This window comes from Flagellimonas alginilytica (genome assembly GCF_042134605.1).
Taxonomy (GTDB): Bacteria; Bacteroidota; Bacteroidia; order Flavobacteriales; family Flavobacteriaceae; genus Flagellimonas; species Flagellimonas alginolytica.
In genome coordinates, this window is sequence record NZ_CP169638.1 from 357796 (window position 1) to 381574 (window position 23779).

At 42.4% G+C, this 23779-nt stretch carries 18 protein-coding genes; 16 read left to right on the forward strand and 2 right to left on the reverse strand.

Going from position 1 to position 23779, the window contains the following annotated elements; translation table 11 throughout:
- Positions 1-42: 42 nt before the first annotated feature.
- On the reverse strand, positions 43-1077 hold the full coding sequence (locus ABTP35_RS01490; RefSeq protein WP_293294412.1) for an alkaline phosphatase D family protein: 1035 nt from the start codon (positions 1075-1077) through the stop codon (positions 43-45).
- Positions 1078-1151: 74 nt separating this feature from the next.
- Between ABTP35_RS01490 and ABTP35_RS01495 the strand changes: the two genes are divergently transcribed.
- From ABTP35_RS01495 to ABTP35_RS01520, 6 genes are all read left to right on the forward strand, one after another.
- Positions 1152-2168 (forward strand): bifunctional oligoribonuclease/PAP phosphatase NrnA, encoded by a 1017-nt coding sequence (locus ABTP35_RS01495; protein WP_252079229.1) that lies wholly within the window; start codon positions 1152-1154, stop codon positions 2166-2168.
- Entirely contained in the window at positions 2165-2713 is a 549-nt protein-coding gene (gldI, locus tag ABTP35_RS01500) for a gliding motility-associated peptidyl-prolyl isomerase GldI (protein WP_293294409.1), read from the forward strand. The genes ABTP35_RS01495 and gldI overlap by 4 nt, the downstream gene beginning before the upstream one ends.
- 11 nt (positions 2714-2724) lie before the next feature.
- Positions 2725-3828, forward strand: a complete 1104-nt coding sequence (locus ABTP35_RS01505) for a peptidylprolyl isomerase (RefSeq protein WP_224835108.1) — start codon at positions 2725-2727, stop codon at positions 3826-3828.
- Positions 3829-3907: 79 nt separating this feature from the next.
- On the forward strand, positions 3908-4981 hold the full coding sequence (locus ABTP35_RS01510; protein WP_293294406.1) for a DUF3810 domain-containing protein: 1074 nt from the start codon (positions 3908-3910) through the stop codon (positions 4979-4981).
- A 59-nt stretch (positions 4982-5040) separates the two neighbouring features.
- Complete coding sequence (locus ABTP35_RS01515; protein ID WP_375334403.1) at positions 5041-7986, forward strand: amidohydrolase family protein; 2946 nt, start codon at positions 5041-5043, stop codon at positions 7984-7986.
- A 10-nt stretch (positions 7987-7996) separates the two neighbouring features.
- Entirely contained in the window at positions 7997-9295 is a 1299-nt protein-coding gene (locus ABTP35_RS01520) for an amidohydrolase family protein (protein WP_293294402.1), read from the forward strand.
- 36 nt (positions 9296-9331) lie between these two features.
- On the opposite strand, the gene ABTP35_RS01525 is transcribed toward ABTP35_RS01520, so the two are convergent.
- Positions 9332-10135: a DUF6503 family protein gene (locus ABTP35_RS01525; RefSeq protein ID WP_293294400.1), complete on the reverse strand. Its 804-nt coding sequence runs from the start codon at positions 10133-10135 to the stop codon at positions 9332-9334.
- Between the two features lie 77 nt (positions 10136-10212).
- Between ABTP35_RS01525 and ABTP35_RS01530 the strand changes: the two genes are divergently transcribed.
- From ABTP35_RS01530 to ABTP35_RS01575, 10 genes are all read left to right on the forward strand, one after another.
- Entirely contained in the window at positions 10213-11013 is an 801-nt protein-coding gene (locus tag ABTP35_RS01530) for an RNA methyltransferase (protein ID WP_293294398.1), read from the forward strand.
- A 3-nt stretch (positions 11014-11016) separates the two neighbouring features.
- Positions 11017-12249, forward strand: a complete 1233-nt coding sequence (locus ABTP35_RS01535; protein WP_293294396.1) for a M48 family metallopeptidase — start codon at positions 11017-11019, stop codon at positions 12247-12249.
- 44 nt (positions 12250-12293) lie between these two features.
- Positions 12294-14498 (forward strand): bifunctional (p)ppGpp synthetase/guanosine-3',5'-bis(diphosphate) 3'-pyrophosphohydrolase, encoded by a 2205-nt coding sequence (locus ABTP35_RS01540; RefSeq protein ID WP_224835115.1) that lies wholly within the window; start codon positions 12294-12296, stop codon positions 14496-14498.
- 40 nt (positions 14499-14538) lie between these two features.
- Positions 14539-14994 (forward strand): Fur family transcriptional regulator, encoded by a 456-nt coding sequence (locus tag ABTP35_RS01545; protein WP_224835116.1) that lies wholly within the window; start codon positions 14539-14541, stop codon positions 14992-14994.
- A gap of 12 nt (positions 14995-15006) precedes the next feature.
- Positions 15007-16275: an adenylosuccinate synthase gene (locus ABTP35_RS01550; protein ID WP_293294392.1), complete on the forward strand. Its 1269-nt coding sequence runs from the start codon at positions 15007-15009 to the stop codon at positions 16273-16275.
- A gap of 100 nt (positions 16276-16375) precedes the next feature.
- The gene (locus ABTP35_RS01555; protein WP_293294390.1) at positions 16376-18493 is read left to right on the forward strand and encodes a glycoside hydrolase family 97 protein; all 2118 of its coding nucleotides are present in this window, start codon (positions 16376-16378) and stop codon (positions 18491-18493) included.
- Between the two features lie 71 nt (positions 18494-18564).
- Complete coding sequence (locus ABTP35_RS01560) at positions 18565-19044, forward strand: Dps family protein (RefSeq protein ID WP_252079219.1); 480 nt, start codon at positions 18565-18567, stop codon at positions 19042-19044.
- 334 nt (positions 19045-19378) lie between these two features.
- Positions 19379-21076 carry an OstA-like protein gene (locus ABTP35_RS01565; protein WP_293294386.1) on the forward strand — a complete coding sequence of 566 codons (1698 nt, stop codon included), beginning with the start codon at positions 19379-19381 and terminating at the stop codon, positions 21074-21076.
- The gene (locus tag ABTP35_RS01570; protein WP_293294384.1) at positions 21076-22272 is read left to right on the forward strand and encodes an aminotransferase class III-fold pyridoxal phosphate-dependent enzyme; all 1197 of its coding nucleotides are present in this window, start codon (positions 21076-21078) and stop codon (positions 22270-22272) included. Before ABTP35_RS01565 ends, ABTP35_RS01570 begins: the two co-directional genes overlap by 1 nt.
- A gap of 86 nt (positions 22273-22358) precedes the next feature.
- The gene (locus tag ABTP35_RS01575) at positions 22359-23759 is read left to right on the forward strand and encodes a tetratricopeptide repeat protein (protein ID WP_293294382.1); all 1401 of its coding nucleotides are present in this window, start codon (positions 22359-22361) and stop codon (positions 23757-23759) included.
- Positions 23760-23779 lie beyond the last annotated feature (20 nt).

The following is a 23779-nucleotide window of genomic DNA, read 5'->3' on the forward strand; positions in this document are numbered from 1 at the left end:
AATTTTGCGCAAACTTACACTTTTTCGACCAAGGTACAAGGCTCAATAGCTTTGTTTTAACTCTTGGAGCACTGACCCGTTATCTCCCATAATCTTAAACTCAGCCTCCATTTTTTTAATATTTAGGTTGATGATTCCATAGCTTTTATCCGAAACCACCTCTCCTACCCTATGTTGGTTCGGCTCTCCGTCAAAGCTAGCATAGGAATGTGTAAGTCCACTACTGGTAAAATCTATCAATGGGTAAGAAAGTCCTGAAACAGCGGTTTTTGAGAATTCTGAAATATGTCGATCTCCGGATAAAATGATAACTCCCTTTGCGCCGGACCGTACAATTATGTTCTCCAATTTCTCAACTTCCAAAGGAAAGTTGCCCCAGGATTCGAAACCATGCTCGCCGGAAAGCACCTGAATGCTGGACATGATCAGGTTAAAATCGGCATCGGACTCGTTGAGCTCGTTTTCCAGCCATTGCCATTGTGCACTACCCAATACCGTTGCCGTGGAATCCATCGTTGGTCGGTACCTTTTATTGGTATCTTCACTTTTTAGCAGTTCGCTTCTAAAATATCGGGTATCCAATACGATCACTTTTACTTTTCCAGCCTCTACCTCGTATTCGTGCGCCGTATATACGCCCTCACGGTTTCTCCGTTCACTCTCTTTGGGCACACCCATAAAATCGAGAAACACTTGCTGACTCTCTGCCTTTATGGCAAACTCCGCGCCCCCATCGTTTAGACCAAAATCGTGATCGTCCCATGTTCCAATTATAGGAACCTCTTTTTTTAATTTTGCATATCCCGGAACCGTATCCTGCATGGCATATATAGTTCTCAATCTGTCTACGTCGTCCGTATCCGCGTACACAATATCGCCGCCCCAGATCCAAACATTTGGTTTTTCTGCCAAAATATCGTCCCAAAAAGGATTTGGTTCTTGTGACATATTGCAAGAACCAAAGGCAACCACAAAATCGATGGTCGGGGTTTCTTGGGTTTCATCCTTTTTTTCCTCCTTCTTTTTACAGGATGCAAAAAGAATTACCGCGGCCAATAAAATTTGAAAATGTTTCATGAAGTAATTTTAATCCATCAAAAATACACATTAACCAAGTTACCTCTATATTATATTATTGTATATTTGGCCGCATGAATTCAGCGGATATCACGACAGTAAAATCCATTCTTTCCCAACCTCAGAACATCGTAATCGTACCCCATAGAAACCCAGATGGCGACGCTATGGGATCGTGCTTGGGGCTAAGCGGATTTTTAAAGACCAAAGGACACAATGTCCGTGTTGTTTCCCCTAACGACTATCCAAAATTTTTAAAATGGATGCCGGGGAACGACGAAGTCATCAATTTTGAACGGGAAAACCCAAAGGCCAAAGAAGCCATTGAAAATGCCTCCGTAATTTTTACCTTGGATTTTAACGACTTTTCCCGGGTTGGACAAATGGCATCGGCCCTGCAAGAGGCCACTGCCGATTTTATTATGATCGATCACCACCAACAACCTAGCGATTACGCCAAGGTTACCTATTCCGATGTGACCATGAGCTCTACCTGCGAAATGGTATACAACTTTATAGATTTTTTAGGGGAGACCAACGGTATTGATGCAGATATAGCCACTAATCTATATACTGGCATAATGACGGACACCGGTTCTTTTAAGTACCGTTCCACATCCAGCAAAACCCATCGTGTAGTAGCTGACCTTATAGATAAGGGGGCGGACAATATGGCCATCCACCAAGAAGTTTTTGATACCAATTCACCTTCGCGTTTGCACCTTTTGGGCGTTGCATTGAGCAACATGGTGATTTTGCCCGATTACCGTACCGCTTACATTACCTTGACCCAAGACGAACTGGACCAACACGATTTTAAAAAAGGTGATACCGAGGGCTTTGTAAATTATGGCTTAACTTTGGAAGGTATTGTTTTTGCCGTGATTTTTATCGAAAACCGGGAAGAGGGCATCATAAAAATTTCTTTCCGTTCGGTAGGTGACTTTTCCGTAAACGAATTTGCGAGAGAACATTTTAACGGAGGGGGCCACAACAACGCCGCAGGCGGAAGGAGCGAAACCAACATGGAGGAAACCTTATCCAAATTCAATACAATTTTGAAAAGTTATAAAGACCAATTAAACCCATGAGAATTTTCCTAACCATACTTGTAGTTGCCATCTTTGTTGGGTGCCAAGGCCCAGAACCAAGAAGACCGGTAGAGGTTAAATCCGGAAGTTTCTTTAAAGAATCCATTGAGCGTACAAAAAAGCTCTTGGCAGAAGAAGAAAAAGCGATTCAGGCCATTATCGCCAAAGACACGGCCAACGAGTATGTATCCAGTCCCAACGGGTTTTGGTATTATTATGAGAGCAAAAACGATACGGCCACCTATTTACCCGGAACGGGAGACCAGATTCTGTTCTCCTACAATTTAATGACCCTCGACAACGACACCATTTACTCGGCCAGCGATATTGGGCCAACCTCCCATGTAATAGACAAGCAACAATTGTTTCCCGGACTTCAAAACGCGGTAAAACTTTTAAAGATCAACGAAAAGGTTACGTTTTTGTTCCCATCACCAATGGCCTTTGGGTATCAGGGGGACAATAAAGCTATAGGTCCAAAAACACCCCTCAAATCATCAGTGGAATTACACACAATTATAATAGCTAACGACAGTTTAAATTAAATTTATAGACCATGAAGAAATTAATTTACATCATCCCCCTGTTTCTCCTAGTGATCATAGGTTGCAAATCGAGCAAATATGCCGATTTGGGCGATGGTATCTTTGCCGACATCCAAACCACCAAAGGAGATATTATTATTCAGTTGGAGTTTGAAAAAACCCCGGTAACCGTGGCCAACTTTGTATCCCTGGCAGAAGGTAAAAACCCCTATGTCAATGATGAATACAAGGACAAAAAATTCTATGACGGTATAGTTTTCCACAGGGTGATCAAAGATTTCATGATTCAAGGTGGTGATCCTACCGGAACCGGAAGTGGAAATATTGGATACACTTTTAAAGATGAGTTCAATGATTCCCTGCGCCACTCCAAAAAAGGGATACTATCCATGGCCAACCGAGGGCCAAAAACGAACAGTAGCCAGTTTTTTATCACCCATAAAGAAACACCATGGCTGGATAACAAGCATACCGTTTTTGGCGAAGTGGTCAAAGGCATGGATGTTGTGGACAGCATTGCCAATGTGGAAACCGGAGCAAGTGACAGACCAACCACTGATGTTGTTATGAACCACGTGGAAATTGTTAGAAATGGGAAAGAAGCCAGACAATTTGATGCCATTCAGGTCCTGACAGATTATTTCAAGGAAGCCAAAGAAGCCGAGGCTGCATTTATAAAAATGAAAGAAGATTTGGCCATTCAGTTTGCGGAGCAATTCGAAGAAGCCGAAGAAACCTCCAGCGGACTGCGCATATTGACCTTGGTAGAAGGTAACGGGGAACAACCGAAAATAGGCCAAAAAGCATTGGTCAATTATGCTGGATGGTTGTTCAATGGAGAATTGTTCGATACCAATATTGAAAAAATAGCAATGGATTTCAACCAGTTGAACCCAGGCAGAAGAGACCAGGGAGGCTACCTACCTTTCCCAATGGATTACAGTCCCGACGCGCAGCTTGCCGCTGGTTTCCGTGAAGGATTGTTGACCATGAAGGTCGGCGACAAGCTCCGTTTGTTCATCCCCCCACATTTGGGATATGGTGACAACGACTATGGCCCCATCCCTGGTGGCTCAACTTTGGTCTTCGACATTGAGGTGGTCGGTATAGAATAAATAAGACCATTCAAATATTGATCAAAAAGCCGTACTTTTCCGTGCGGCTTTTTTATGCCATATATTGCTTCATTTTTAGATGAGACAAAAAACAAAGACCATAATTGCCATTGCCCTGCCGATACAGATTCTGCTGGTAAAATGGTTGGGCAACTTTCCTTCGTTTATTGAAGAATATTACAGCAATGGAATCTACCCGTATATTTCCATTGCTCTGAGAACGCTGTTCGGTTGGATTCCATTCTCTTTTGGAGATGTGCTGTACACTGTATTTACATTTATAGCCGTAAGATATCTTTTTAAACACTGGAAACACATCAAAAAGAAACCTTTGTTCTTTCTAAAGGACATTTTGGTGGTGATTTCCATAGTCTATTTTGCCTTTCATTTTTTATGGGGAATGAACTATCATCGCCAACCGATTGACCATAAATTTGGAATAGAACGCGAATATACAGTGGATGAATTGGTCGATTTCACCCATTTTATTGCAAAAAAAGCAAATCATTACCAGATGGAGTTAACAGGGGATACAATTTCACCGGTACATATCCCCTACACCAAAAAACAGATTTTTTCCAAAACCGAAGAAGCTTACACCAAATTTGAAAAACAGTATCCCGATTTTAAACACAGACACTTGAGTTTAAAATCGTCCATTTACAGTATACCCCTCACATATATGGGTTACGGCGGATATTTAAATCCATTTACCAACGAGGCACAAGTGAACGGAGCCACCCCAAAATTTAGGCTGCCTACAATTAGTTGTCACGAAGTTGGCCACCAATTGGGATATTCAGCGGAGGACGCCACCAATTTTATAGGCTTTTTGGTCACTTCCCACAGTAACGACCCTTATTTCAAGTATTCAGCTTACAATCATGCTTTGGGTTACTGCTTATCCGATCTATATTACAAAGACGAAGAAAAATACAAAGAAGTTGTGGCGAGCATTAACCTTGGGGTCAAGGAAAATTTTAATGAATTGCGCATATTCTGGGAAAAATATAAAAATCCCTTCGAGCCATTGTTCAAATCCGTGTTCAACACTTTTTTAAAGGTAAACAACCAAAAGGAGGGTATAAAAAGTTACAACTCGGTCGTTGGGCTTATGGTCAATTATAAAAAACAGCATTCCATGCAAGATTGAAACTTGTAGAGTACTCCTACAAAGGTTATCTTTAATCCGACTAATTCAATTTTAACCTTATGAAACTTAAAATTTTAGCCCTGTTTCTCTTCATGGGCAGTGTTTCTTTGTTTGCACAGGATTACTTTCCAATTAACGACGGTGTTAAAGCAAAGAAAAACAACAATTACATGGCATTTACCAATGCCAAGATCTACGTTACTCCCACACAAATCATCAACAATGGTACTTTACTGATTCAAAATGGGAAAGTAGTACAAGTGGGAAAATCTGTGACGATTCCTAAAAATGCGGTCATAGAGGACTTGAGCGGAAAATCCATTTATCCGTCATTTATCGATGTATTTTCTGGATTTGGCGTCAAGCTTCCAGAAAAGGCCAACGGTGGGGGCAGGTCCGCACAGTACGGTCCGTCCAGGGAAGGTTTTTACTGGAACGACCATATAATGCCAGAAAATGATGCCATCAACAACTTTAAGTACGATGCCAAAGAGGCCAAAGAATTGAGGGATGCTGGTTTTGGAACCATCAACACCCATATTGAAGATGGAATCGCAAGAGGCACAGGTCTTTTGGTCGCACTGAATGACGAAGCTTCCGAAGCGCAACGAATTCTTTCCGATAGATCCGCACAATACTTCTCCTTTAAGAAAAGTCAAGCCTCCAGGCAATCCTACCCAGGTTCTTTGATGGGAGCCATGGCATTGATGCGCCAACTGTATTACGACATGGATTGGTACAGTAAAGGAAATGTAGATACCAAAGACCGTTCCTTGGAAGCATTGATCGCCAATAAGGGAATGACCCAAATCTATGCTGCCGGAGATCAGGGCAACGTTTTGCGGGCCGACAAAATCGGGGACCTCTTTGGAATTCAATACACTATCTTGGGCGGTGGAGACGAATACGAATATATTGATGAAATCAAAGCTACCAATGCCAAGTTGATTCTTCCTCTAAATTTCCCGGATGCCTTTGATGTTTCCGACCCGTTCGAAGCTAAGTACATTGCCCTAAAGGATATGAGACATTGGAATTTAGCACCTACCAACCCCAAGGTTCTGAACGATATGGGTGTAGTGTTCTCCATTACAACGCATGGCCTTAAGTCTCCAAAAGAATTAAAGGAGAAGCTAATGAAAGCCATTGCTTACGGCCTACCCAAGACCAAGGCACTCGAGGCGCTGACCACCGTACCCGCTCAGATTTTGGGCAAATCCAACGAAATTGGCTCATTGCAAGCTGGTAGTCAGGCCAATTTCCTGATTACCTCCGGAGATATATTCGACAAGGGAACCACCCTTTACGAAAACTGGGTCCAAGGGTCTAAAAACGTAATCGAAAGCATGGATATCATCGATATTCGTGGAGACTATAATCTCTCAGTTTCAGGAAACACATACACGGTTTCCATTACCGGTAGTGCAAGCAAGCCTTCTTTGGAAATTAAAAAAGGGGAGGAAACCTTAGATTCCAAAATTGATTATTCCTCGGATTGGGTGAACATTTCCTTTAGTGAGGACAATATGGGATCCTACAGAATGGTAGCCCACATTGAGCCGAACACCCAAACCATTAAAGGAAGCGTTGTACATCCCAATGGGAACGAGACAATGGCCACATTGACAAAAACTTCACCCTTTGAAGAAAAACCCAAGGGCAATGAAGCAGTAGAAAAACCACAATTGATAGCCATGACCTCCCCAAATGTAGGTTATGGTTACAAAGAAAAACCGAAGCAAGAGAACATCCTTTTCCAAAACGCAACCGTTTGGACCGGGGAAGAAATTTTGGAAAACACCGATGTACTTGTAAAAAATGGTAAAATAGATAAGGTAGGTAAAGGGCTTCGTGCCGGAGGAGCTACCGTTGTGGATGCCACAGGCAAGCACCTTACAGCCGGTATTATCGACGAACACACCCATATTGCGGCCTTGGCCATAAACGAAGGAGGTCAAAATTCCTCTGCCGAAGTCCGAATGGAAGATGTAGTCGATGCCAAAGATGTAGCTATATACCGCGATTTGGCCGGAGGAGTGACCACTGCCCAATTGCTGCATGGTTCTGCCAACCCCATTGGAGGACAATCTGCGATTCTACGTTTAAAATGGGGCGAAAGTGCCGATAATATGGTGTTCGAAAACTCACCAAAGTTCATAAAATTCGCCTTGGGGGAAAACGTAAAACAATCCAATTGGGGCAGTTACTCCCGTTTCCCACAAACCAGAATGGGAGTTGAACAGGTGTACACCGATTATTTTCAGCGCGCCAAGGAATATGACGAAAAGAAAAAAAGTGGTCAACCCTATCGCCATGATGAAGAAATGGAAACCCTGGCAGAAATCTTGAACGGGGAACGATTCATCTCTTGCCACTCCTACGTTCAGAGCGAAATCAACATGATGATGAAAGTGGCCGAGAAATTCGGTTTCCGCGTTAACACCTTTACCCACATTTTGGAAGGCTACAAAGTAGCTGATAAAATGGCAGAGCACGGTGCCGGTGGCGGAACGTTCAGCGATTGGTGGGCATACAAGTACGAAGTGAAAGACGCCATACCACACAATGCAGCCATAATGATGAGCCAAGGTGTTACCGTGGCCATAAACAGTGATGATGCCGAAATGTCCAGAAGATTGAACCAAGAAGCTGGAAAGGCAGTAAAATATGGAGGGTTGTCCGAAATTGAAGCATGGAAAACCGTAACCCTGAACCCCGCAAAATTACTTCACTTGGATGATCGCGTAGGAAGTATTGCCGAAGGTAAAGAAGCTGATGTTGTACTTTGGAGCGACCACCCCTTGTCCGTATATGCCAAGGCAGAAAAAACCTTGATACAAGGTAAAGTCTATTTTGATATTGAAAAAGACAAGCAAATGAGGGACTCCATCAAAAAGGAACGTAACCAATTGATTGGAATGATGCTGAACGAAAAAAATAATGGAGGTAAAACACGTACTCCGGTTCAGAACAAGAAAAGAGAGTTTCACTGTGACAGCCTTTAAAAAGTAAATCATGAAAAAAATATTTTTAATCATAGCAATTGTTTTTGGGGTGTCGTTAAACGCTCAGCAAACCCCAGCTCCTCCTCAATCCGAACAAATAGCCATAATCGGTGCTACGGCCCATATTGGCAATGGAGAGGTTATTGAAAACTGTACCATAGTTTTCAAAGATGGTAAAATCACGGCCATTGGTGCCGATCTTATGGTTCCCACGATAGGCACCATGATCAATGCCGAAGGCAAACACGTATACCCTGGCTTTATCGCTCCGTCCAAATCACTCGGACTGGTAGAGGTCGATGCCGTTAGGGCCAGTGATGATCAAGATGAAATAGGTGAAATGATTCCGCACGTACGGAGCATAATTGCCTATAATGCAGAATCTCAAGTAGTGGAAAGTATGCGTCCCAACGGTGTATTGATCGGACAAGTCACCCCTCAGGGAGGGACCATCTCCGGCACCTCAAGCATTGTTCAGTTCGATGCATGGAACTGGGAGGACGCCTCCATTAAAACAGATGATGGAATCCATTTGAACTGGCCGAACTTTTTTAGAAGAGGCCGATGGTGGATGGGCGAAGAAAGAGGGTTTATCCCCAATAAAGAGTATGGCAAGGAGATGGAGGACATAAAAATGTTCTTTCTTAACTCCATTGCCTATGGCAAAGCAGGCGGAAAAGAGAAAAACCTACCGTTTGCAGCCATGCAAGGACTATTTGATGGGTCTCAACGCCTTTACATACATGCCGATGGTGAAAAGGAGATTACAGATGCCGTTTTGTTGTCCAAGGACATGGGGGTTAAGAATGTGGTGATCATTGGCGGATACCGAGCCAATAAAATTGCCGACCTGTTAAAATCACACAACATTCCTGTGCTTGTAGGTCGTACCCACTCCCTGCCCAATTTTGATGACGACGATTACGATATCACGTACAAATTGCCAAAACTATTGCTGGATGCAGGACTGCTAGTGGGATTACAAAATGAGGACGCGGCCAATTTCCAAACCAGAAATCTTGCATTTTATGCAGGGCAAACCGTAGCGCAAGGCCTGGACAAAGAAACAGCACTTCAATTGATTACAGGCAACACAGCTAAGATCTTAGGGATCGATGACAAGTACGGGACCTTAGAGGAAGGCAAGAGCGCCACTTTGTTCATTTCCGAAGGGGATGCGTTGGACATGCGCACCAATAAACTTTCCAAAGCATATATTGATGGTAGGGACGTTTCCTTGGAAACACACCAAACTGAATTATGGAAAAGATATATGGAAAAATACGATAGGGAAAAAACAGGACAATAAACCAATAAAAAAGGCGCTCAAATGAGCGCCTTTTTTTTAATTCAATTTTACATCCACATATTGGCCTTCATCCGGTTTGAAGTAAAATGATGCAGGCTTTACTTGCTCACTTAATGTAACTTCCTCAAAACTTACGGTACTTGCAGGCTCTAAAATAGTATCTCCCTCATGTTTATGCCAGGTAATGGCCTTGGGCAATTGCAAACCATTTACGGATTGCCAATCGTTATAATTTATCCATCTCACATTATCGGAGCTCTCCCCAGAACGATAAGTCACCGTATAGCCCAACCAGGTCATTTTATATGTGTCCGCATCAAAATGGATAAAATACTCATCTTTAGATGAGGCACCAACCCCATTCTTATACCCGATCTTAACCCCAGGATAACTTTTGCCCCCATATTGCAAATCCTCGGTTTCCGAATACACGATACCATCATCTGCCAAAACAAAGGGCATCGCATAGAAATAGAACATTAAATTATGATAGAAGCCTACATCTCCCTTGTAGTTTTCATCGCTATCCAACAACCATGCTTGCTCTCCGTCAAAGCCCATGGTCACAACATCGGTATCGATCCGATCCATTCTTGTCCATAAATCTACTGTATGCGTTTCTGGTCGCTCTGGTTTCGGAAGAACAAAAGACAATGTACGTTGCGCTTTCCACTGCTCTAGTCCTCCATGCGCATCGAAAACCTTTGCTAGGGCCTCTGGGTAATTTGCTTCGTGTTCTGAGACCACTTGCTTTACCGGTGTTTGGATCTCTTTGGTTTTTGTGCTTTGTTTACAGGCAGATAGAGCCAGTAAAAGTAATAGGATGGTTAATTTGTTCATGGTTTACAGTTTATAATTAAGCTAGTTGGTCGAAAACCTCTTATTATAATTACAGGAATATCTATTTTTACCGATCTATGGATGTTAAACTCATAAGCAGCACCCAAAATTCTTTGGTGAAAAGAATTCTGCAGCTCAAAGAAAAATCCCGTGAACGAAAAAAGAGCGGGCTTTTTATCGTTGAAGGGCAAAGGGAAATAGCGTTGGCCCTAAAGGGCGGTTATACCATGCAGACTCTTCTTTTTTGTCCTGAAATTTTGAACAACCCTTCTATTGATACGCTCACCAAGGACGCTTGCCCGGAAATTATAGAAATATCCGAAAATGTCTACGCTAAAATTGCGCACCGTGGTACCACCGAGGGTGTAATCGCCCTGATGAGTGCAAAGGACCATGCATTGCAGAACATTACCTTTACGAACAACACACCTTTGGTTCTCGTGGCCGAAGCTCCAGAAAAACCTGGAAACATTGGCGCACTTTTACGCACGGCCGATGCTGCTGCTGTAGATGCCGTTTTAATAGCAAACCCCAAATCCGACCTATATGGTCCGAACATAATCCGATCCAGTGTTGGCTGCCTTTTTACTAACCAAGTGGGTCTGGGTACAACGGACCAGATCATTACTTTTTTACAGACCAACCAAATCAAAATTTATTGTGCCGCATTGACCGCTTCCAAAAATTATGTGGATTGTGATTTTACAGGAGCCTCTGCCCTAGTTATGGGTACGGAGGCCACTGGACTCACCGATACATGGCTCCAAAATTCCGACCAAAACATAATTATTCCGATGCAAGGGGAAATAGACTCCATGAATGTTTCGGTATCCGCTGCAATACTTATATTTGAAGCTAAGCGCCAGCGCGGATTTTAAGCTATGGAAAAAAATACACTCTTTTATGTGATCCTTGCGATTCTAGTAACCCAATATCTGGCACACCAGTTCCTGGAATATCTGAATGCCAAGCGTTTCCAGTCCACATTACCTCCCGAACTGGCCGATGTCTTTGACGAAACCGAGTATCGAAAATCACAACAATATAAACGGGCCAACTACAAATTTGGTCTTATCTCCGATGGCTTTTCCCTTGTACTGACCGTATGTTTTTTAGTCCTTGGTGGATTTGAATGGGTAGATCGATTGACCCGTTCCATTACCGAAGATACCATTCCCATGGCATTGCTGTTTTTTGGAATTATAATGTTCGGTAGCGCACTTTTGGGACTCCCTTTTTCGTATTACAAAACTTTTGTGATCGAAGGGGAATATGGATTTAACAAAACCACTAAATCCACTTTTTTGTCAGATAAAATAAAAGGGACTCTGCTCACTTTGGTTCTGGGAGGAGGTATGCTGGCATTATTTATACTTTTCTACATATCTACAGGCCAAAATTTTTGGATCTATATGTGGGTAGCTGTCGGGGTCTTTATTTTGTTCATTAATCTGTTCTACAGCCGGTTGATCGTACCACTGTTCAACAAACAGACCCCACTTGAAGAGGGCAGTCTAAAAAAATCCATTGAGAATTATGCAAAAAAGGTGGGTTTTGAGCTTCAAAATATATTTGTAATAGATGGCTCCAAACGTTCCACAAAAGCAAATGCCTATTTTTCGGGATTTGGAAAAGAAAAGCGCATTACCCTGTTCGATACCTTGATCAACGATTTGAACGAGGATGAAATAGTGGCAGTCCTGGCCCATGAGGTTGGCCATTACAAACGAAAACATATTATTGCAAATCTTTTGGCATCGTTGTTCACTACAGGTGTTACGCTTTTTATCCTATCGTTGTTCATCAACCATCCAGAAATATCCTTGGCCATTGGCGTATCCACACCAAGTTTTCATGCTGCTTTGGTCGGGTTTGCCTTATTATATAGCCCCATTTCCGAAATAACCGGATTGATCATGAACTATTTATCGAGGAGATTCGAATTCCAAGCAGATAATTTTGCAAAACGTACATTTGCCGCATCCCCATTGATCTCATCATTAAAAAAGTTGTCCAAAAAAAGTCTGAGCAACCTCACCCCACATCCGGCCTACGTTTTTGTCCACTACTCACATCCACCTTTAATTGAACGTATCCGAAACCTAAAGGCATAGATTTTGTTGTTTAAAATTTAAGATTGTAGTAAATTTAATATACTATGACAGAGGCTGCGATTGAAAAAGAAAACAAGCAAATTGCGAAGCAGTACAAAGAATTACTTCGCATTAGCTACCAAACACTGACGGACGAGGACAAGAAATTGATTCGATCTGCATTCGATGTGGCCGTAGATGCCCATAAGGATCAACGACGAAAATCCGGTGAGGCCTATATTTTTCACCCTATTGCCGTTGCCAAAATTGTAGCTTCGGAAATTGGTCTGGATGCTGTTTCCATCGCCTCTGCCCTACTGCACGATGTTGTAGAGGACACGGCCTATACACTGGACGATATTGAGCGTATGTTCGGCGAGACAGTGGCGCGGATCGTGGACGGGCTCACCAAGATCGCCCACTTAAAAAAAGATAAGGACATAAGTCAACAAGCAGAGAACTTTAGAAAAATGCTGTTGACGCTTCATGACGATGTCCGTGTAATCATTATCAAAATTGCGGACCGGTACCACAACATGCTCACCATGGATTCCATGCCGGAACACAAACAGGTAAAGATTGCTTCCGAAACACTATATATTTATGCGCCCCTGGCCCACAGAATTGGGCTTTACAATATTAAAACCCATCTTGAGGACCTCTCTTTAAAGTATACCGAACCAGAGGTTTACAACGATATCCAAGCAAAAATAGAGGACACCGAAGAGGAAAGCTTGGCCTATATCGAAGACTTTGCCAATGTTATCCGGACATCGCTGGACAAAGAAGGTCTTAATTACTACATCAAAGGTAGAATGAAATCCATTTTCTCCATCCGTAAAAAGATGAAGACTCAAAATGTAACTTTTGATGAAGTCTACGATAAGTTCGCAATTCGGATCATCTACAAATCCGATCGCAAGAACGAAAAATTCCTGGCTTGGAAAATCTACTCCATAGTTACCGATCACTTTACCCCAAACCCGATTCGACTTAGGGATTGGATCACCTCTCCCAAATCCACAGGGTACGAAGCTCTGCATATAACGGTAATGGGGCCAAAAGGAAAATGGGTAGAAGTTCAGATTCGTAGTGAGCGTATGCACGAAATTGCAGAAAAAGGCTATGCTGCGCACTTTAAGTACAAACATGGCAACCAAAAGGAACAAGGCATAGAAGAATGGCTCAACAAACTACAGGAAGCACTTGAAAATGCCAATGGCAATGCTGTCGACTTTGTCGAGGAATTTAAACTGAACCTTTATGCCAAGGAAATCTTTGTTTTTACTCCCAAAGGAGACTTAAAATCGATGCCCAAAGGTGCCACCGCCCTTGACTTTGCGTTTAACATCCATACCGAAGTAGGATTAAAGACCCGTGGAGCCCGTGTAAACGGAAAACTGGTCCCGTTGGGCACAAAACTCAGGAGCGGTGATCAAGTGGAGATCATTACCTCGGAAAGTGCCAAACCTACTCAAAGTTGGTTGGATTATGCACAAACAGCAAGAGCTCGCTCCAAAATTAAATCGTCCTTGAGCGAAGAGAAAAAAGAGGTCGCGGCAGAAGGAAAGGAAATATTGCGACGAAAGTTAAAGGCCCAAAAAATAAACCTGAACGAGGACACCGTCAACAAATTGGTGACCTTTTTCAAGCTAAAAACAAGCTTGGACCTTTTCTATCGTGTCGGTATCGGTGTTATCGATAACGAAAAGCTCAAGGATTTTTCATCATCCTACCACAATGCATTTATCAATTTCTTCAAAAACAAAATCCGAAGAACCCCTACACCAAAAGATGTAGATAAAAACGAGATCACCACCAAATACGACCTACTAGTATTCGGCAAGGAAGAGGAAAGGCTCAACTATAAACTCTCGCAATGCTGCAATCCAATTCCCGGAGATGAGGTGTTTGGATTTGTAAGTGTTAACGATGGCATTAAAGTGCACAAAAAGAATTGCCCGAACGCCATATCGCTACAATCCAATTATGCCTACAGAATTATAAGTGCCAAGTGGATAGATTCTTCCCAAGAAGAGTTTTCTGTGGATATTCAAATAACCGGTATCGACAACATGGGATTGGTACAGGATATTACCAAGATCATATCGGAAAACATGCATGTAAACATGCGAAACCTCAACTTTAGTGCGGACGGAGGCACCTTTAAAGGAAAGATAACGCTTGTGGTCAAAAACAATAATATCCTTAAACGACTGATGAACCGTTTAAAGCAAGTTGAAGGAATAGATAAAGTAACAAGAATTTAATTTTTAACTGTACCTTTGTGCATTAGCTATGCAGAAAGCCATGGGAAACAACAAAAATCAGGAAATTGTAAAAAATGTGTTCACCTCGTTCCTAGAGGAGAAAGGACACCGCAAAACTCCTGAGCGCTACGCCATTTTACAGGAAATTTATGAAAGCGACGACCATTTTGACGTAGAATCCCTTTACATCAAAATGAAGACAAAAAACTATAGGGTAAGCCGGGCCACATTGTACAACACCATAGAACTTTTGTTGGAGAGCAAACTGGTTCGCAAGCACCAATTCGGCAAAAACCAGGCGCAATACGAAAAGTCTTATTTTGATCGTCAGCACGATCATGTTATCCTAACCGATACAGGAGAGGTAGTGGAGTTCTGTGACCCACGTATCCAATCCATCAAAAAAACCATTGAGGAGGTTTTTGACATTAAGATCAATAATCACTCCTTATATTTCTACGGAACTCGAAACAAAGAAGAAAACCTAACCGAATAACCCACATATTACATGGTAGATTTATTGCTTGGACTCCAATGGGGAGACGAAGGAAAAGGAAAAATTGTTGATGTACTTACCAAGGAATACGATATTATAGCCCGCTTTCAAGGAGGGCCCAATGCAGGCCACACCTTGGAGTTTGATGGTATTAAGCACGTTTTGCATACGATTCCCTCTGGGATTTTTCATAAAAATGCGATCAATATAGTGGGGAACGGAGTCGTCATAGACCCAGTTATCTTTAAAAAAGAACTGGACAATCTCGAAAAATTCAATATCGATATCGAGTCCAAACTGTTCATTTCTCGAAAAGCACACCTGATTCTTCCAACCCATCGTTTGTTGGATGCCGCTTCCGAAGCATCCAAAGGAAAAGCAAAAATCGGTTCCACTTTAAAGGGTATTGGCCCTACCTACATGGACAAAACAGGCCGTAATGGAATGCGTGTTGGCGATTTGGAGTTCGATGATTGGAAAACAAAATACCGTGCCCTTGCCGACAAGCACGAGGCCATGATCGATTTTTACGATGTAGATATCCAGTATAATCTGGAAGAATTGGAGGCAGAATTCTGTGAAGGCGTTGAAACATTGAAAAAATTGACCTTTATAGATAGCGAGGAATACATTTTCAAAGCGCAGGCCGAAGGCAAAAAGATTTTGGCCGAAGGTGCTCAAGGCTCCCTTTTGGACATCGATTTTGGAACCTACCCTTTTGTAACATCCTCGAATACTACCGCCGCCGGAGCGTGCACAGGATTAGGTGTTGCCCCAAACAACATTAAGCGTGTTTTGGGGATTTTTAAAGCCTACACCACCCGTGTGGGAAGCGGCCCGTTCCCTACTGAACTTTTTGATGAGGACGGTGCCAAAATGGCCAAAATAGGCAACGAATTCGGCGCAACAACAGGAAGACCACGTCGTTGTGGATGGTTGGATCTGGTAGCCCTAAAATATGCTGTTCAAATTAATGGTGTAACAGAACTAATGATGATGAAAGCAGACGTTCTTAGTGGCTTTGAATCCATTAAAGTATGTACGGCCTACTCCTATAAAGGAGAGCAAATACAGCATTTGCCCTACAACATAGAGAAAGAGTACGTTACTCCTGTGTACACGGAATTGAAAGGATGGTCCCAGAACCTTACCAAATTGTCCAAGGCAGAGGATATACCTAATACCCTGAACGAATATATCGGGTTCTTGGAAGAGCAGTTGAACGTACCCATTAAAATAGTATCCGTAGGTCCGGACAGGCTTCAAACTATTCATAGGTAAGACTCGGTTTTTTGTTCATTTTTGAGTAATTTAATAGTCCGGTTGTTCCATCACGGACATTATACTCCTACTCAAACGCAATTGACTAAATATCAATACCATGAACAAAATATTGACCCTGCTATTAGTACTGGCAAGCCTTGTTTCCTGCCAAAAGAAAGAGCCAAAATCACTTTCCGTTGCATCTCCAAAAGGAACCAACTCCATAGAGTTTTTTCTATCGGAGAACGGCAATCCATTGTATGTGGTGAGTCATAACAACAAAACTGTTATCGATTCCTCTTTTATCGGTTTTGATTTCAAAAATCAAAAATCCTTGAACGGAAATCTGGGCATTATCAATTCAACCACAACCACGGTAGATGAGACTTGGGAAATGCCCTGGGGGGAGCAAAAAGAGGTTGTGAACCAATACAACGAACTCAAAGTTGAGCTCGAAGAGACCAAAGCCCCAAACCGTAAATTCAACATCTATTTTAGGGCTTATGATGATGGTGTAGGTTTCCGGTATGAGTTTTTACCACAACAAGGCGTGGACAGCGTGGCAATAATGGACGAAAACACCCAATTTCAGCTCACAGAGGACTATACGGCATGGTGGATTCCAGGGGATTGGGATATCTACGAACACCGTTATAACACCTCTCTGGTTTCTGAGATAGATGCCATTTCCAAAAGAAACCACCCTGACCTTGCACAGACCTATATTCCAGAAAATGCGGTAAATACACCAGTAACCCTGCGAAACAAAGATGGACTGCACCTGAGTTTCCACGAAGCCAACCTGACCAATTATGCCGGCATGACCTTAAAAGTGGACAATACATCTTTACTATTGACCAGTGAGCTGGTAGGTTCCGATCGACTCGGCCACAAAGTAAAAAGGGCGCTTCCCTTTAAAACACCTTGGCGAACGGTTCAAATTGCGGACAAGGCCACGGAACTTATCGAATCCAAATTAATCGTTAATCTCAACGAACCCAATAAATTGGGCAGTGTAGATTGGTTCGAACCAAAAAAATACGTCGGTATCTGGTGGGAGATGCACCTGGGCAAATCCACCTGGGACTATGCAGGCTCGCAAGACATGAACACATTTACGGAAGATGCCAAACCTACCGGGAAACATGGCGCAACAACCGAAAATACAAAACGCTACATCGACTTTGCTGCAAAAAACAACATTAAAGGTATATTGGTGGAAGGCTGGAATACAGGATGGGAGCATTGGATAGGGTTTGAAGACCGCGAAGGGGTCTTCGATTTTGTAACGCCCTACCCCGATTATGATCTGGAGGGACTTAACAAATACGCCAAAGAAAAAGGAGTGGAATTGATAATGCACCACGAAACTTCGGCAGCGCCCCGAACCTATGAGCAGCAGTTGGACACTGCCTATCAGTTAATGAACCAATTGGGCATACATTCCGTAAAAACCGGCTATGTAGGGAAAATAATTCCAAAAGGCGAGTACCACCACGGACAATGGATGGTTAATCATTATAGAAAAGTATTGGAAACAGCGGCCAAATACAACATAGCCATAAATGCCCACGAACCTATTAAAGCAACAGGAATACGAAGAACATACCCAAATGCCATTTCCAGGGAAGGATTAAGAGGCCAAGAATTTAATGCCTGGTCTGCCGATGGTGGCAACCCTGCAGAACATTTGCCCATTGTTGTTTTTACACGAATGTTGGCAGGACCTATAGATTTTACACCCGGTGTTTTTGATATTGAACTCCCTACAAAAGAAAATAACAGGGTCAGCACCACCATTGCCCAACAGTTGGCTCTTTATGTGGTAATCTACAGTCCCGTGCAAATGGCATGCGATCTGCCCGAAAATTATGAAAATCAACCAGCGTTCCAATTTATTAGGGACGTCGGGGTAGATTGGGACCGAACAGAAGTGCTAAATGGAGAAGTTGGTGATTACGTTACCATTGCACGCAAAGAACGTGGAACCGGAAATTGGTTTGTTGGCGGAATTACGGATGAAAACGCTAGGGAACTAACTGTTGATTTTGATTTTTTGGACGAGACCAGTAGTTACAAAGCCATTATTTATAAGGATGCCGAAAGTGCAAATTTTAGGACCGACCCTACTGCAATCGACATAGAAAATATAGAAATAAATAAAAATTCAACCCTCAACATAAAACTTGCCGAAGGGGGAGGCTTTGCCATTAGTTTACTAAAAGAAAACGAGTAGCCTATGTGACTTAAATCACAGATGATACTTGGCAAAATCCGTAACTTTGTACCAAATAAAAATAAGAAGTTATGACAGATAAATTAAATCAAATAGGACTGGACAACAGAGCTTCCAAAGAGCTATCCGACAAGCTGAACGAACTGTTGGCAAACTATCAGATATTTTACATGAACGCACGTGGTTTCCATTGGAACATCAAGGGCGAAAAATTCTTTGAACTACATGCAAAATTCGAAGATCTGTACAACGACTCTTTGGAAAAAATCGATGAAATAGCCGAAAGAATCTTGACCTTAGGGTTTACACCCCTGCACAATTATGAAGATTATTCGGGAATCTCCAAGATAAAGGCCTCCAAAAATGTATCTGGCGGAAAAGACGCCGTTCAGGCCATATTGGATGGATACAAAGTATTGCTTCCATTGGAAAGAGAACTTTTGGAAATGGCCGGTGAATCCAACGACGAAGGCACAGGGGCATTGATGAGCGATTACATTAGAGAACAGGAGAAATTGGTTTGGATGTACTCCGCATTTTTAAACAAATAGATCACAGCTCACAGAATTGCCGTTGGGCCCTTTATTCCCAAAGGTTATCTGGCTTTGTCACTCAAAGACAATTTTAGGATCATTCAGGATTTTGGCACATAAGCTTAAAGTATTGCTGAAATCTTGGATGATTTTATTTTTCAGAAGTATTTAAGTTGCTTCATGGTCTATATTAGCCTCCTTCAGATTTTCCTTAACACCTTCTTTTATGCCATGGTTCAAATCTTCAGACCAACAAAATGTTACGTTCAGCTTGTGGTGAATTGCCAAAGCTTTCTAAACGATTTGTGCCACTTCAGCTAAAAATCCTACTTTTGACCAAAATTAAACGCATTTGAAAAGTATTTTATTTTTCATTTTATCGCTTCTGACTTTTGGTGTTTTCGCACAACAAAACCAACCCAAGGAAGGAAGACAAATAAACATTGTTTACGGGGCCAACTTTACCAAAGATGAGGCCCAGTTTCCAGGTGCATCGATTTTTAGCAAGGATGATGAGCGACAAGTACAGTTTGAACACCAAGGTGCCGACCTTTGGTGCGATATTGCCATATTTTATGCAGAAGAGAATCGATTAAAAGCCATTGGAAATATTCGATTGCAACAAGGGGATTCCATAGAAATGAACAGTGGCAAAATGGATTATGATGGCAACACCAAACTGGCCAAAGCTTGGGAGAAAGTAGACCTTACCAATGGCCAAATGACGTTGACCACGGATACCCTTTACTTTGATAGGGAAAAACAGAAAGCATACTACAATGCCGGAGGTAAGGTTGTAGATTCCGCCAATGTGCTCACGAGCATAATCGGCACGTATTTTATGACACCCAAAAAATACCAGTTCCAGCGCAAGGTGCACATAGACAATCCGGATTACGTTATCGATTCGGAGCAACTGGACTACTACACCACCTCCAAAAATGCCTATATGTATGGGCCTTCCACCATTACGGGAGAGGAATATAAAATCTATTGTGAGCGCGGTTTCTACGACACCAAAATTGAACAGGGCTACGGCATAAAGAACACCCGAATCGATTACGACAACAAGATCATCGAGGGGGACAGCCTTTATTTTGATAAGGCTACCGAATTTGCCTCGGCCACCAACAACATCAAGATCACGGACACTATCAACAATGGAGTGATCAAAGCACACTATGCCGAAGTGCACAAAGCAAAGGATTCCGTTTTTGCCACCAAAAGGGCAGTTTCCATCAATCTGGTACAAAAAGATTCACTTTACATGCATGGTGATACCTTAATGGTAACCGGCAAAGAGGAAGAGCGCATCATCAGGGCATTCAGAAATGCCAAGTTTTATAAAACCGATTTGAGCGGTAAGTCGGATTCCATCCATTTTGATGAAAGAACAGGAATTACCGAACTGATCACCGACCCCATTTTATGGAATGTGGACAACCAGATTACCGGTGACAGCATTCATTTGATTTCCGACATGGAGACCGATAAACTGGATTCCCTAAAGGTGATCGAAAACGCTTTCATTATTTCGCTGGATACTATAAGTGGAACGGGTTACAATCAGGCTAAAGGAAAAAATCTGTATGGCAAGTTCATAGAAAACGAACTTAAAATAATCGACCTGGTCCAAAATACCGAGGTGATCTATTATGTCTACAACGACGATGAAGAGCTAATTGGAATAGACAAGACGATTTGCAGTAAAATTAGGCTCCTAATGGCCGATAACGATATCGAGGACATCACCTTCTTTGTAAATCCAGATGGGGATATATTCCCCGAGACCGATTTGCCAGTAGAGAGCCGTAAACTAAAAGGCTTTGTTTGGCGTGGCGATGAACGAATCATGTCCAAAGAGGAAATTTTTGATGAGGACGATAACAATATCGAATTGGTAAAGATCCGGGGCATAGAAAATCCCATTGATATCGATGCCGAAGAAAACGAAAGGCAAAACAACGAGAACGACCCCATTACCGCCCCCAACACCAAGGCGGTAAAACCCAAACAGCCCACGCTAAAAAAGAAAGCGCAAACCCCATAATGTCTAAAAAAGATTTCTTTACATACCAAGCCCAAACTACACCGCATCCATTGGCCTTGGAAGTTTCGCATGCCAAAGGGAGCTATGTTTACGATACCGATGGCAATGCCCATTTGGATTTTGTAGCAGGCGTATCGGCCTGTAGTTTGGGGCATTGCCACCCCAAAGTGGTTGGTGCCATAAAGGCACAACTGGACGAATACATGCATGTTATGGTGTACGGCGAATATGTGCAAAAACCAGCCGTGGAATTCTCCAAGCTGCTCTCTTCCCTCCTTCCAAGTAATTTGAACACCACTTATCTGGTCAACTCGGGTACAGAAGCTATGGAAGGAGCCCTAAAATTGGCACGCAGGCACACCGGTCGTTCAGAAATAATTGCGGCCAAAAATGCCTATCACGGGAACACCATGGGCAGTTTGAGCCTAATGGGGCTCGAAGAACGAAAAAGTCCGTTCCGACCTTTGATTCCGGATATAAGGTTTGTTCAATTTAACAATGAAGAAGATCTAAGCAAAATTACAGAAAAAACTGCCGCAGTGGTATTAGAGACCATTCAAGGAGGAGCAGGGTTTATAGTACCGAAAAATGATTATTTAGAAAAAGTAAGGGCCCGCTGTAATAAGGTTGGGGCATTACTTATATTGGACGAAATACAGCCCGGGTTTGGTCGAACCGGTAAATTGTTCGCTTTTGAGCATTACAATTGTACTCCGGACATCTTGGTCATCGGCAAAGGAATGGCATCGGGTCTTCCCGTTGGCGCCTTTGTAGCCTCCAAACAGATCATGGCAGACCTTAAAGACAATCCAAAGTTGGGGCATATTACCACTTTTGGGGGCAATCCAGTAATTGCTGCCGCCAGTTTGGCCACCTTAAAAGAAATTACCGAAACGGACCTTATCCATCAAACATTGGCCAAAGAAAAACTGTTCCGTAAATTATTAAAGCACCCTTTGATCAAAGAAATTCGAGGGAAGGGCCTTATGCTCGCCCCCATTATGCAAAACAAGGATGTTGCCGATTATCTAATTCTTGAAGCGGCCAAAAAAGGTTTGATACTCTTTTGGCTATTATTTGAGCCAAAAGCTGTGAGAATATCGCCTCCGCTCACCATTTCCATGAAAGAAATCGAAGAAGGTTGCGACCATATTATCAGTATTTTAAATAGCTACCGACCCAATACTGTTAACTAATTTGTTGATAACATACCCCAAAATCGGACTTGAACAGAACCACAAAAGGTTAATTTTAAGTCCATAGTTCAACCAAAAACGTTCCTATGGCGTTAGAATCTAACGAATATCCAGACAAATCCATACACAAATTTGAGTCCATGCTCAAGACGGATGACGTCTATTTCTTTGATGCGGAGGACTTTGAGGAAATTATTCATCATTACTTGAACAATGGCAAGATCTCTTTGGGAAAGAAGGCCATCCAAATCGGGCTGGAACAGCATCCCAATTCCATGGAACTTAAACTTTTAAGAGTGGAAGTATTGGCCTTTGAGGATAAGTTCGAGGCCGCTGAAACCCTTCTGGACGAAATCCAGACCATTAATGTGGCCAACGAGGAAATTTACATCCAACGGGCCAATATCAGGTCCAAGCAAGACAAGCACCAAGAGGCTGTAAACCTCTTACTTGAAGCACTGCACATTACGGAGCACTCCTTCGATATACATTCCCTATTGGGAATGGAGTATCTATTTATGGATAATTACGAGCAGGCTAAACTTAGCTTTATGCGCTGTGTGGAAATAGACGACCAAGATTACTCGTCCCTGTACAATGTTGTGTATTGTTTTGAATTCTTAGAAGATTTTGATGGTTGTATTTATTATTTGAACAATTATTTGGATCGCAATCCCTATTGTGAAGTCGCCTGGCACCAACTCGGAAAAATGTACTTGGCCAAAAATTTATACTTGGAAGCCCTTACCGCTTTTGACTTTGCCGTTATCTCGGACGATTCCTTCATTGGCGCATATTTTGAAAAAGGCAAAGTGTTGGAAAAGTTGGGCAGGTACAACGAAGCGATCGAAAATTACGAGTCCACCATTTCCATGGACGACCCAACCTCGTATGCGTTTTTACGCTTGGGAAAATGCCATGAAAAATTGGGCAATTTTGATCTGGCCAAATATTACTATTATCACACCGTACACGAAGACCCTTTATTGGACAAGGGATGGTTGGCCATTACCGATTTCCATTTTGGCCAAAAAAACTACGAAAAGGCACTGCACTACATAAACAAAGCAATAAATATAGATGGTGAAAATCCAAAGTACTGGAAAAAGGCCGCCAAGATTTATTTCGCCATGAACAATTTTGACGAAGCCGATTTTGCCTACAAACAAGCTGTAGAACTGGGAAATTATGAGTTACTTACTTGGAAAAACTGGGCAGAGGTGCTCAGTAAAATCGGGGATTACAACTCGGCCATCCAAGTACTGATCCAAGGTTTGGAATTTTACCCGGACAACTCAGAGCTAACTTATAAGTTAGCGGGACTTCATTTAAAAAACAACGACTTGGGCGAAGCAAAAATCATCTTATCCAAGGCTATGAAAATTGATATTGGTAAATTGCGGCAGTTTGAGAAGGAATTCCCAGAATTCATTGAAGTAGATTGGGTGAAAGCATTGGTTTCCAAAATAAAGAAAACAACCAAGTAGCCCGTATATTAACCAATAAT